This window comes from Nonomuraea sp. NPDC049695 (genome assembly GCF_040674955.1).
Taxonomy (GTDB): Bacteria; Actinomycetota; Actinomycetes; order Streptosporangiales; family Streptosporangiaceae; genus Nonomuraea; species Nonomuraea helvata.
On record NZ_JBFANV010000002.1, the window covers coordinates 67,132 to 79,143 of the forward strand.

Below are 12,012 nucleotides of genomic sequence, written 5' to 3' on the forward strand. Positions count from 1 at the left end.
TGCCTCAGCTCTCAGCGAGTGCGTTCAGATCTCGGCGAGTGCGTCGAGCTGGGCCGCGAGCCACTTCTGCGGCGGCAGGGCGGTGGCCGCCGCGTGCAGCTTGTCGCGCCGCATCCGGCGCTCGTCCTCCGGCATGACGAGCGCCTGGTGCAGCGCGGCGGCCGTGCCGCTGATGTCGTACGGGTTCACCAGCAGCGCGTGCGGGCCCAGCTCGGCCGCCGCCCCCGCCTCGCGTGAGAGCACCAGCGCGCAGCGCGGCGACAGGACCGGGCCCTCCTTGGCGACCAGGTTCATCCCGTCGCGGATGGGGTTGACCAGCAGCACGTCGGCCATCCGGTACGCGGCCAGCGAGCGCGGGTAGTCGTCGTTGACGTTGAGTATCAGCGGGTCCCAGTCCTCGGTGGCGTACTCGTCCTCGATCTCCTGAGCGCGGCGCTGCACCGACGCGGTGTACTCGCGGTATTCGGGCAGGTCGTGCCGGCTCGGGTAGGCGAACGCCAGATGCACCACCTTCCCGTGCCACTCGGGGTGCGCGTCGAGGAACTCGCGGTAGGAGATCAGGCCGCGCACGATGTTCTTCGACAGCTCGGTGCGGTCGATGCGGACGATCAGCCGCCGGTCGCCCACCTGCTCCCTGAGCGCGGCCATGTGCGACTCGACATCGGGCTCGCAGGCCCGCTCCCACAGCGCCTCGCCGTCCACGCCCAGGCTGTGCACGCCGATGCGGGTGGTCCGGCCCTCGTAGGTGACGCTGCGGCCGGCGCGGTCGGCCTCCGCGCCCAGGAGCGCCTCACAGCAGTCCATGAACGCCTGCGCCCACCTGTCGGTGAGGAACCCGGCATGATCGGCGCCCAGGATGCCCTCCAGGACCTCTCCGACCACTTCGTCGGGCAGCAGGGAGAAGTATTCGGGCGGCGCCCAAGGGGTGTGGCTGAAGTGGGCGATGCGCAGGTCCGGCCGCTCGGCGCGGAGCATCGCCGGGGTCAGCGTCAGGTGGTAGTCCTGCACCATCACGCGGGCGCCGTGACCGGCCTCCTCGGCCAGCGCCAGCGCGAACGCGCCGTTGTAGTCGCGGTACGACTCCCACTCGCGCTCGAACCTCGTGCCGAAGTTGGGCGAGTTGGGGATGTCGTAGAGCAGGTGGTTGACGAACCACAGGGTGGAGTTGGCCACGGAGTTGTAGGCCCGGTGGAAGGTGGCGGGCGGGATGTCGAGCATGCGCAGCGGGCCCGTGTCGTAGCCGGCCTGATCGATCCTGCCGCCGGGCGCCAGGCGGACGGCGCTGCGGTCGCCGTCGGACAGCGCCGCGCACACCCACAGCACGCCGTCCTTCCTGACCACCCCGGACAGCCCGGACACCAGGCCGCCGCCACCGCGTTTCATGGTCAGTTCGCCGTCGTCGGAGACGGTGAACGAGACGGGTCCTCTGTTGGAGGCCACCAGAACGCTGTTCATCTAGGCTCCCTTCGCCCATAGGATCCCAGCTATGGCGCTTGATGAGCTAACCGAGGAACTCGCACGTTCCGCCGCAGCCGGAGATCATCGCGCACTTGGCGAACTTCTGGCTCGGATCGAGCCCGATGTGATGCGTCACTGCGCCCGGATCTTGCCCTACCACCAGGACGCCGAGGAGGCCTCGCAGGACACGTTGCTGGCCGTGGCGCGCAACATCGGGCGGTTCGAGGGCAGAGCCAGGTTCAGCACCTGGCTCCACATCGTGACGGCCAACTGCGCGCGCACCACGTACAGGTCGCTGAAGCGCAGGGCGGCCGAGCAGAGCTCCGACGAACTGCCCATGCAGAAGCCCGACGTGCGGCGGGTGAGCGTGATCGCCGGATCGCGGCTCGACCTCCTGGACGCCATGGAGGCGCTGGAGGCCGACAAGCCCGACCTGGCGCAGGCGCTGGTGCTGCGCGACATCGTCCAGCTCGACTACAACGAGGTGGCCGATCAGCTCGGCATCCCGCTCGGCACCGCCAAGTCGCGCATTCACCAGGCGCGGAAATACGTGCAGGGAGTGCTGGGGGAGGACTATCGTTGAGACATCGCATCTCACCTGTTGAGACAAGTGGCCATTTAGGCCCCCTGGGCAGGTAGAGTCCATTTCAACAACTGAATATTGCTCATCCAGAGGGGTGGAGGGACCGGCCCTACGAAGCCCCGGCAACCCTCCCGGCTTGAGGCTCGCGACCTGGCGAGGCCGACCGGGACAAGGTGCCAATTCCGGTCTGCGGTCAAGGTGGCCGCGGGCGAAGATGAGGGAAGGCCTCGCTTCATGTCGCTCGACTTTGGTCCTGCTGTCGGTCTGTCCTGCCGCGAATGCGGTACGCGTTACCCCCTCGGTCCCAGCTTCGCGTGTCAGGAGTGTTTCGGGCCGCTCGAAGCGGCCTATTCCTTCGGCACCGTGACCCGCGCGGACATCGAGTCGGGTCCGTCCAACATCTGGCGTTACCGGTCGTTGCTCCCCGTTCCTGTCGATGTCGCCAGTAAGCCCAACATGAACCCGGGATGGACCAAACTGGTCAAGGCCGGAAACCTCGGGCGCGCGCTCGGTCTCAAGTCCCTGTACGTCAAGGACGACTCGGGCAACCCCACCCATTCATTCAAGGACCGCGTGGTCGCCATCGCCGTCGAGGCGGCCCGTAACTTCGGCTTCCACACGCTTTCCTGCTCCTCCACCGGCAATCTCGCGGGCGCGGTCACCGCCGCGGCGGCGCGGGCCGGGCTCGAGGCGTGCGTGTTCATCCCGGCCAACCTGGAAGCGGCCAAGATCGCCATGGCCCGGGTGTTCGGCGGCAAGCTGATCGGCATCGACGGCACGTATGACGAGGTCAACAGGTTCTGCTCCGAGCTGATCGGCGACCCGCTGGGTGACAAGTGGGGGTTCGTCAACGTCAACCTGCGGCCGTACTACGCCGAGGGCTCGAAGACGCTCGCGTACGAGATCGCGGAGCAGCTCGGATGGCGGCTGCCCGAGCAGATCGTCATCCCCATCGCCTCGGGCTCGCAGCTCACCAAGATCGACAAGGGCTTCCGGGAGCTGGTGCAGCTGGGACTGGTCGAGGACACGCCGTACAAGATCTTCGGGGCGCAGGCGGCCGGGTGCTCGCCGGTCTCCACCGCGTACAAGGCGGGGCACGACGTCGTACAGCCGGTCAAGCCCGACACCATCGCCAAGTCCCTGGCCATCGGCAACCCGGCCGACGGGCCCTATGTGCTGGACATCGCCCGGCGCACCGGCGGGGCCGTCGAGGACGTCACCGACGCCGAGATCGTGGCCGCGATCAAGCTGCTGGCCTCGACCGAAGGCGTGTTCGCCGAGACGGCGGGCGGGGTGACCGTGGGCGTGCTGAAGAAGCTCGCCGAGAGCGGGCGGCTCGATCCCGAGGCCGAGACCGTGGTCCTCAACACCGGCGACGGACTCAAGACGCTCGACGCGATCAGCGACGACGCCAAGCCCACGGCCGTGATCCGGCCCTCCCTCGACGCGTTCCGCGCGGCTGTCTGACAACCAGGAAAGGCGAGTTTAACCATGAGCGTTACTGTGCGGATTCCCACCATTCTGCGCACGTACACCGGGGGTAACGCGGAAGTCAGTGGCGAGGGCGCGACTCTTCGTGACGTCCTCATCAAGCTGGACTCCGACTACCCGGGGATCGGCGCGAGAATTTTGGATGAATCGGGCAAGATTCGTCGTTTCGTCAACGTTTACGTTGGGGAAGAGGACGTCCGATTCGCCGAGGGGCTCGACACTGCAGCCCCTGAGGGCACTCAGATCTCTATCATCCCGGCGGTCGCCGGCGGCTGAGTGCTATAGATCACATCCTTGAAGGCGCCCCTTGTGGGCGCCTTCTGCTTTTCCAGGGCAAATGAACGTTTCATCGAGCTTCGGTGCGGAGAAATGCTTCTTTTGCGGATTGACTCTGTTGCCAAACCCCGTGCCACAGGTATGGTCGAGGGCGATCGTCTGGCCGATTTTCCGTTATGTCAGTCGATTACGGGTCTCGCGGAGGAATGGGCGAGATCTGTGGGCCCAGTAAGAGGAGTCGGAAGTGGCGCAGGGCACCGTCAAGTGGTTCAACGCGGACAAGGGCTACGGCTTCATCGCGGTAGACGGTGGTAAGGATGTATTCGTCCATTACTCAGCGATACTGATGGACGGGTACAGAGCTCTCGAACAGGGGCAGCGCGTCGAGTTCGAGATCACGCAAGGCCAGAAGGGTCCCCAGGCAGAGGCCGTTCGCGCGGTCTGACACGCCCCACCTGGTATGCACCGGCAGGATCGCGCGGTAGCGCAGTCCGTGCGAACCTGCCACCTCTCTTTCGTCGACTCGGGTGCGGCGAGCCGCATGGGGCAGCTCGCCGCGCTCTGCTTATTGCCTCTGCTCCGCAGAGGCGGCTCGGTCGCTGAAAGCCGTCGCCTTCCCTCGTCTCTCCGGTCGCTTCGCTCCCTGCGTTCCTCAGTCCAGGCAACGCGTGTTCAGGCGTCGGCGTACCCCCACCAGGGAAGGAACACCCGGTGGGTGTCCTCTCGCTTGCACTCGGCAGGGTAGAGTGCTAAACAGTTCGTTGGCACTCTCTGATGCAGAGTGCCAACGATCGGATCGGGACGATGGGGTCTGCCGAAGGAGACGCCGACCCATGCCGTCGCGGGCGTCGGCTCGGTCCACGACAAGCCACCCTGCATCTGGGAGGTCTAGCCTTATGGCAGCCAAGATGATCGCGTTTGACGAGGACGCCCGGCGCGGTCTCGAGCGCGGTATGAACCAGCTCGCCGACGCCGTCAAGGTGACCTTGGGTCCCAAGGGCCGCAACGTCGTGCTGGAGAAGAAGTGGGGCGCTCCCACGATCACCAACGACGGTGTGTCCATCGCCAAGGAGATCGAGCTCGAGGACCCCTGGGAGAAGATCGGCGCCGAGCTGGTCAAGGAAGTCGCCAAGAAGACGGACGACGTCGCCGGCGACGGCACCACGACCGCCACCGTGCTCGCCCAGGCGCTGGTGCGTGAGGGCCTGCGCAACGTCGCCGCCGGCGCCAACCCGATGGCCCTGAAGAAGGGCATCGAGGCCGCCGTCGAGCGCGTCAGCGAGGAGCTCTCCAAGCTGGCCAAGGACGTGGAGACCAAGGAGCAGATCGCTTCCACCGCCTCCATCTCCGCCGCCGACCCCGAGATCGGCTCGCTCATCGCCGAGGCGATGGACAAGGTCGGCAAGGAAGGCGTCATCACCGTCGAGGAGAGCAACACCTTCGGCCTCGAGCTCGAGCTCACCGAGGGCATGCGCTTCGACAAGGGCATGACGTCGATGTACTTCGTCACCGACTCGGACCGCATGGAGGCCGTGCTCGAGGACCCGTACATCCTGATCGTCAACAGCAAGGTCTCGGCCAACAAGGACCTGCTGCCGCTGCTCGACAAGGTCGTCCAGTCGGGCAAGCCGCTGCTGATCATCGCCGAGGACATCGAGGGCGAGGCCCTGGCGACCCTGGTCGTCAACAAGATCCGTGGCCTGTTCCGCTCCGTGGCGGTCAAGGCTCCGGGCTTCGGTGACCGCCGCAAGGCCATGCTCAACGACATCGCCATCCTGACCGGCGGCCAGGTCATCGCCGAGGAGGTCGGTCTCAAGCTCGAGAACGCCACCCTCGACCTGCTCGGCCGCGCCCGTAAGGTCGTGGTGACCAAGGACGAGACCACGATCGTGGACGGCGCCGGTGACGCCGAGCAGATCGCCGGCCGGGTCAACGAGATCCGCGCCGAGATCGAGCGCACCGACTCCGACTACGACCGCGAGAAGCTCCAGGAGCGCCTGGCCAAGCTGGCCGGCGGCGTGGCCGTCATCAAGGCCGGCGCCGCGACCGAGGTCGAGCTGAAGGAGCGCAAGCACCGCATCGAGGACGCCGTGCGCAACGCCAAGGCGGCCGTCGAGGAGGGCATCGTGCCCGGCGGTGGCGTGGCGCTGCTGCAGGCCGGCGCCAAGGCGTTCGACAAGCTCGAGCTCAACGGTGACGAGGCCACGGGCGCGGCGATCGTGCGCAAGGCCCTCGAGGAGCCGCTGAAGCAGATCGCCGTCAACGCCGGCCTTGAGGGCGGCGTCGTGGTGGAGCGCGTTCGCAACCTCACCCCGGGTGAGGGCCTGAACGCCGCTTCCGGCGAGTACGTCAACATGTTCGAGGCGGGCATCCTCGACCCGGCCAAGGTGACGCGCTCCGCGCTGCAGAACGCCGCTTCCATCGCGGCGCTCTTCCTCACCACCGAGGCCGTCATCGCGGAGAAGCCCGAGAAGACCCCTGCCGCTCCGGCCATGCCGGGCGGCGGCGACATGGACTTCTAGGTCTCTCCTCGCCGCAAGAGCGAAAGGCGGCCCGGGGTCTCCCCGGGCCGCCTTTGTGCGTTTCAGGACAGATCCGCTGGTCATACCCCGTAGACGGGGATGATGTGGCCGCGGGCCAGGGTGTTGGCGGTGATGTTGAAGCCCACCACGGCCGGGCTGACGTCGCCGTCCACGCCCAGCTTGTCGACCCCCAGCGCGTGGACCGTGAAGACGTAGCGGTGCGGGGCGCCAGGAGGCGGGGCCGCGCCGCCGTACTCCTTCTTGCCGTAGTCGTTGCGGGCGTGGATCGCCCCGGCGGGCAGGCCCTTGAACTCGGGGCCGTTGCCCGCGCCCGCGGGCAGCTCTGTCACGGAGGCAGGCAGGTCGAACAGCAGCCAGTGCCAGAAGCCGCTGCCCGTGGGGGCGTCGGGGTCGTAGCAGGTGACCGCGTAGCCACGGGTCTCGGCGGGCGCGCCCGACCAGCGGAGATGGGGTGACTGGTTCTGGCCCGTCATGCCCCAGTCGTTGAAGATGTGGAGGTCGCTCAGCCTCTCTCCGTCCCGGACGTCGTCGCTCTCGACCACGAGCGCGGGAACCGACGGCAGGTATTCGTGTGGCAGCGGTGCGGGCACGGCGTCCTCCTAGGTTGAGAGCTGCTTGCTCAGCCATCCTAGAAGCGGCCGTGCCCGCCGCCGGTCAGGTGATCGCGCCTACGCCGGCAGCTGCGCGGGCAGGGGCTTGTCGTGCAGGACCGTCAGCGACGTCACCGCTCGGGTCAGCACCACGTACAGTCTGGCCAGGCCCCGGGGCTCGGCCGCGACGATGTCGGCAGGCTCCACGACGATGACGTGGTCGTACTCCAGGCCCTTGGCCAGGGTCGCGGGGACGATCAACAGGCGGTGCTCCTCGGCGGAGTCCGGGTCGAGCACGGCATGGGGAATGCCGGCCAGCGCGCGCGAGACGTCGGCGATCAGGGCGTCCGGGACGATGACGCCGATGGAGCCCTCTTTGGCCAGGGCCTCCGCGGCGGCCTCCGCGACCGAGCCGCCGGGACGTACGGTGAGCGAGCCGACGCCTGGGCGGAGCGAGCGGGGAGCGGCCAGGTCGGGGGCGATGGAGGGGAGCAGGTGCGCGGCGTAGTCGAGGACCTCCCTCGGCACGCGGAAGCCGAGCGTCAGCTCGGTCACCTCGCCCTCGCGCTGGCCCAGGTGCTCGAGCACCGACTTCCACGAGCTGGTCGACCACGGGGTCGTGCCCTGGGCCAGGTCGCCCAGTACGGTGGCCGAGCCGTTGCGGCAGCGGCGGCCGAGCGCTCTCAGCTGCATCTCCGAGAGGTCCTGGGCCTCGTCCACCACCAGGTGGCCGAGTGACGGGGTGCGTTCCATCAGGTCGCGGAGTTCGTCCAGGAGCGCGGCGTCAGCGGCCGACCATTTGGCGGACTTCCAGCTCCGGTACGGCTTCCGCCAAATGAGCATTTCTTGCTCTTCGGGCGACAAATCGGATTTAGCTGCTTTGACGGCGGCAGCGAGAAATTCCGGGTCGGAGAGCAGGCGATAAAGGACCTGTTCTGGCGTTAGTTTTGGCCAGACCGTATCCACGAGCTGCTTCACCGGTTTCGACCTGGCCACGGCGTCCTGCACCCGGTCGTCGGGCGATTCGCCGCGCTGCTCCATTCGTACCAGCACCATATGAGCCAGCCGCTGGGCCAGCGCCGCCCGGCCCGGGTTGTATCGCGTCGTGCCGCGCAGAGAGGCGACGATCTCGCGTACCTCGTAGTCGGCCACCCGGAAGCGGTATGCCCCCTTCGTGAAGACGATGCCCTCCTCCGGCTTCACGATGTGCAGCCAGAGCGCGCGCTCGAGCACCGGCGCCATCCTGGCGTCGCCCTTCACGGCCGCCACCATCGGGTCCTCCGGCGCCGCGTGCTCGCCGAGCAGTCCCGCGACCGTGGTCTGGTCGACCTTGACCTCGCCGAGCGCGGGAAGTACGGAGGAGATGTAGGAGAGGAAGGCGCGGTTGGGTCCGACGATCATGACGCCGGCCCTGGCGAGGCGCTCGCGGTGGGTGAACAGCAGGTACGCCGCCCGGTGCAGGCCCACGGCGGTCTTCCCGGTGCCTGGGGCACCCTGGACGCATACCGTCTGGGCCAGGGTGGAGCGGACGATCTCGTCCTGGTCCGGCTGGATCGTGGCGACGATGTCGCGCATCGGGCCGGTTCGGGGGCGTTCGATCTCCTCGGTGAGGATCTTCGACGGGCCGATCTCGACGCCCTCGCCGAGCGGCTCGTCCTCGAACGCCGTCAGTGCGCCGCCGTGGTAGCCGAAGCGGCGCCGCCGTACGACGCTCATGGGATCGGCGGGGCTGGCCTGGTAGAACGCCCGCGACACCGGGGCGCGCCAGTCGATGACCAGGGGCTTGCTGTGGCCGTCGTGCACGTGGCGGCGGCCGACGTAGATCGTGCTCGGGAGGTCGTCGCCCGAGGCGCGGTCGAGGCGGCCGAAGAACAGCGGCGTGTCGGGATGGTCGGCGAGCGCGGCCACCCGCTGGTCGAGGAGGGCCTGGAGGATCTGCTGCGAGACCCAGTCACCCGCCGCGTCGGCGGACAGCGACTGGGCGTGTGCGCGCATGGCCTTCAGCGCGGCTCTGGACTCCGCCAGGTGAGCCTGCTCGGCGGCGAGCACGTCGGAGGGTATGTCGGGGGCCAACTGGTGTCCGGGCATGCGAAAGCGCCTCCCTGGGTGGTAACGGAGGTGGTCAAGGCAGCGAATCGGCCAGTCTAGTGGCGACTCTGGGCGGCTTCCAAAGCATTTACCGCCCGTGTCCGGCCCTGTGGCGGGAGGTGAGTGGGTCCCGCGCGGGCCCCCTCGCGCGCCGGTGCGGGGAGGAGATGCGTGGCGGAGGCCGTCGGGGACGGGCGGAGTAGCGGTTGTCCGGGCGGGGTAGGGACGGATGGTGGCGCGGATTCAGCTGCGTTTCTCGCCGATCATCCCCACGATCGCGAGCTTCCTGCTAGCAGCCCTCTGGGCGTTGTCGGTGTTCGCGGACTGGGGCCTGGAGGCGTTCTGCGCAGGCGGCGAGTCCGCTTCGACGTGCTCACAACGTCTCGGTACGGTCTCCACGGTGTCAGGGCTGTTCGCCGTGCTCGCCGCCTGCTGCACGGTGGCCGCCTGGCTCCTCCCGTGGTCCAGGAACGACCCGCGCACGTTCGGGCGGATCATGGGCGCGGGCGTGCTCGCCTGGATCGCCGCGGAGGGCGTGCTGTTCCTCGGCGGTCTGATGGTGCGATAGCAGCCCCCCGCGCAGCGAGCCCCGCTGGCTGGCAACTAACGGCCAATACCGAAAAAATCGGGCATTTCAGGTGGGTTTGTCGGATCATGGGGGTATGTCGCAGGCGGCGTGATAGTACGCAGGTGAGGGGGGTGGTTCGATTGTCTTCGGCCCGAGGAGTCTCGTGGACGTGACACCACGTTGAACATGCCTGGCCGCTCGAGGTGAGCGGCCGGGCATCACACCTCGCCGAACACGTCGTCAGCGTCGATGATCTGGTACGCGTACCCCTGCTCGGCCAGGAACCGCTGACGGTGCGCCGCGAACTCCTGGTCCACCGTGTCCCTGCTCACGATCGTGTAGAACCGTGCGCCCCCGCCGTCGGCCTTGGGCCGCAACACCCGTCCGAGCCGCTGGGCCTCCTCCTGGCGTGAGCCGAACGTGCCCGACACCTGGATGGCGATGGCCGCCTCCGGCAGGTCGATGGAGAAGTTGGCCACCTTCGACACCACCAGCACCTGGATCTCCTTGTCGCGGAACGCCTGGTAGAGCCGCTCGCGCTCCTTGATCCGGGTCTCGCCCTTGATGACCGGCGCGTTGAGGTGTTCGCCGAGCTCGTCGAGCTGGTCGATGTACTGGCCGATGACCAGCACCTGCTCGCCGAGGTGGCGGCGGACCAGCGCCTCGGTCACGTGCGTCTTGGACGGCGTGGTGGCGCAGAAGCGGTAGCGCTCCTCGGACTCGGCCATCGCGTACGCCAGTCGCTCCTCGTCCGTGAGCGTGACACGCACCTCCACGCAGTCGGCGGGCGCGATCCAGCCCTGGTTCTCCATCTCCTTCCACGGCGCGTCGTACCGCTTGGGACCGATCAGCGAGAACACGTCGCCCTCGCGCCCGTCCTCGCGCACCAGCGTCGCGGTCAGCCCCACGCGCCTGCGGGCCTGCAGGTCGGCGGTCATCCTGAAGATCGGCGCGGGCAGCAGGTGCACCTCGTCGTAGACGATCAGGCCCCAGTCGCGGGCGTCGAACAGCTCCAGGTGCGAGTAGACGCCCTTCCGCCTGGTCGTCATCACCTGGTACGTGGCGATGGTGACCGGGCGGATCTCCTTCTTCGAGCCGGAGTACTCGCCGATCTCGTCCTCGGTCAGCGACGTGCGCTTGAGCAGCTCGGTCTTCCACTGGTGGGCCGAGACCGTGTTCGTCACCAGGATGAGCGTGGTGGCCTGGGCGTGCGCCATGGCGGCCGCGCCGACGATGGTCTTGCCGGCGCCGCAGGGCAGCACGACCACGCCCGAGCCGCCGTTCCAGAACGCGTCCGCCGCCTCCCGCTGGTACGGCCGCAGTGCCCAGCCCTCCTGCAGCAGCTTGATCGGGTGGGCCTCGCCGTCCACGTAGCCGGCCAGGTCTTCCGCCGGCCAGCCCAGCTTGAGCAGGGCCTGCTTGACGTTGCCGCGGTCGCTCGGGTGCACGATGACCGAGTCGGCGCCGAGCCGCTCGCCCAGCATCGGCTGGATCTTCTTGGAGCGCAGCACCTCTTCCAGCACCGCCCGGTCGGTGGAGGTCAGCACCAGGCCGTTGACCGGGTCCTTCTCCAGCCGGAGCCGGCCGTACCTGGCCATGGTCTCGGCGATGTCCACCAGCAGCGCGTGCGGCACGGGGTAGCGGCTGAAGCTGATCAGCGCGTCGATGACCTGCTCGGCGTCGTGTCCGGCGGCGCGGGCGTTCCAGAGGGCCAGGGGGGTGACGCGGTAGGTGTGCACGTGTTCGGGAGCGCGCTCGAGCTCGGCGAACGGCGCGATCGCCTTACGGCACTCGCCCGCGCGTTCGTGGTCGACCTCGAGCAGCAGCGTCTTGTCCGACTGGACGATCAGCGGTCCATCGCTCACTGGGATTCTCCGTGGTGTCGTACGGGGGCCTCGCGCAACAGGACCATCGTCTCCTGATCCCGGCTCCCCCGCTCCGAGACTCCAACAACCCGCGAGCCCGGATTAGTCCAAGAAGCCCCGCCGAAGTGCCGTGGCAGGGCTCAGGAGTGGTCGTCCAGGTAGCCGGCGAGCCCCAGGAAGAGGAAGACGGCGATGCCCAGCACGAAGCCGACCCCGAACAGGACCCAGCTCCAGATCACCATCGTGCGGGCGGCCTGCGGCTCCGTGCGGGCCTTGCCGAGCGCCAGGCCGGCCAGGATCGCGCCGGGCAGGCCGAGGATGTTGCAGCACGAGACGAGCGCGAGGAGGTTGAGCACGAGCGAGACGATCGCGTTGGCGCTGGGCCCCTCGTTGCGCGGCGGCGGGGGATAGCCGTAGCCGTAGCCGTACTGCGGGGGCGGCTGCTCGCCGTAGGGCGCGCCATAGGGCTGGTACGGATAGCCCGACGAATCTTCCTGGCTCATGGTCACCTCCAGACACGTCAACACTTATCACGGAAATGCGACGTGCC

The 12,012-nt window shown here is 68.2% G+C and carries 11 protein-coding genes and 1 riboswitch; of the genes, 6 read left to right on the forward strand and 5 right to left on the reverse strand.

What is annotated here, in order from left to right:
• Positions 1-24: 24 nt before the first annotated feature.
• Positions 25-1,455 (reverse strand): trehalose-6-phosphate synthase, encoded by a 1,431-nt coding sequence (locus AB0J64_RS02475; RefSeq protein ID WP_364019388.1) that lies wholly within the window; start codon positions 1,453-1,455, stop codon positions 25-27.
• A 31-nt stretch (positions 1,456-1,486) separates the two neighbouring features.
• Here AB0J64_RS02475 and AB0J64_RS02480 point away from each other — a divergent pair, with 31 nt between their 5' ends.
• The 5 genes from AB0J64_RS02480 to groL all read left to right on the forward strand — a co-directional run bounded on the left by AB0J64_RS02480 (position 1,487) and on the right by groL (position 6,330).
• Complete coding sequence (locus AB0J64_RS02480; protein ID WP_360678901.1) at positions 1,487-2,041, forward strand: RNA polymerase sigma factor; 555 nt, start codon at positions 1,487-1,489, stop codon at positions 2,039-2,041.
• A gap of 79 nt (positions 2,042-2,120) precedes the next feature.
• Positions 2,121-2,262, forward strand: a riboswitch (SAM riboswitch).
• 13 nt (positions 2,263-2,275) lie between these two features.
• Positions 2,276-3,508, forward strand: a complete 1,233-nt coding sequence (gene thrC / locus AB0J64_RS02485; RefSeq protein WP_364019391.1) for a threonine synthase — start codon at positions 2,276-2,278, stop codon at positions 3,506-3,508.
• 24 nt (positions 3,509-3,532) lie between these two features.
• The gene (locus AB0J64_RS02490) at positions 3,533-3,808 is read left to right on the forward strand and encodes a MoaD/ThiS family protein (RefSeq protein WP_345001418.1); all 276 of its coding nucleotides are present in this window, start codon (positions 3,533-3,535) and stop codon (positions 3,806-3,808) included.
• 244 nt (positions 3,809-4,052) lie between these two features.
• Positions 4,053-4,253 carry a cold-shock protein gene (locus AB0J64_RS02495; RefSeq protein ID WP_238503559.1) on the forward strand — a complete coding sequence of 67 codons (201 nt, stop codon included), beginning with the start codon at positions 4,053-4,055 and terminating at the stop codon, positions 4,251-4,253.
• Positions 4,254-4,704: 451 nt separating this feature from the next.
• Complete coding sequence (groL, locus tag AB0J64_RS02500; protein ID WP_345001424.1) at positions 4,705-6,330, forward strand: chaperonin GroEL; 1,626 nt, start codon at positions 4,705-4,707, stop codon at positions 6,328-6,330.
• A gap of 80 nt (positions 6,331-6,410) precedes the next feature.
• On the opposite strand, the gene AB0J64_RS02505 is transcribed toward groL, so the two are convergent.
• Complete coding sequence (locus AB0J64_RS02505) at positions 6,411-6,941, reverse strand: YbhB/YbcL family Raf kinase inhibitor-like protein (protein ID WP_364019397.1); 531 nt, start codon at positions 6,939-6,941, stop codon at positions 6,411-6,413.
• A 78-nt stretch (positions 6,942-7,019) separates the two neighbouring features.
• A complete protein-coding gene (locus tag AB0J64_RS02510; RefSeq protein WP_364019400.1) occupies positions 7,020-9,029 on the reverse strand; it encodes an AAA family ATPase in 2,010 nt (669 codons plus the stop codon).
• Between the two features lie 229 nt (positions 9,030-9,258).
• Between AB0J64_RS02510 and AB0J64_RS02515 the strand changes: the two genes are divergently transcribed.
• Positions 9,259-9,597: a hypothetical protein gene (locus tag AB0J64_RS02515; RefSeq protein WP_364019403.1), complete on the forward strand. Its 339-nt coding sequence runs from the start codon at positions 9,259-9,261 to the stop codon at positions 9,595-9,597.
• A 218-nt stretch (positions 9,598-9,815) separates the two neighbouring features.
• Here the strand turns inward: AB0J64_RS02515 and AB0J64_RS02520 are convergent, their stop codons facing one another.
• Positions 9,816-11,462 carry a DNA repair helicase XPB gene (locus AB0J64_RS02520; protein ID WP_364019406.1) on the reverse strand — a complete coding sequence of 549 codons (1,647 nt, stop codon included), beginning with the start codon at positions 11,460-11,462 and terminating at the stop codon, positions 9,816-9,818.
• Between the two features lie 140 nt (positions 11,463-11,602).
• Positions 11,603-11,965, reverse strand: a complete 363-nt coding sequence (locus AB0J64_RS02525; protein ID WP_364019409.1) for a DUF4190 domain-containing protein — start codon at positions 11,963-11,965, stop codon at positions 11,603-11,605.
• Positions 11,966-12,012 lie beyond the last annotated feature (47 nt).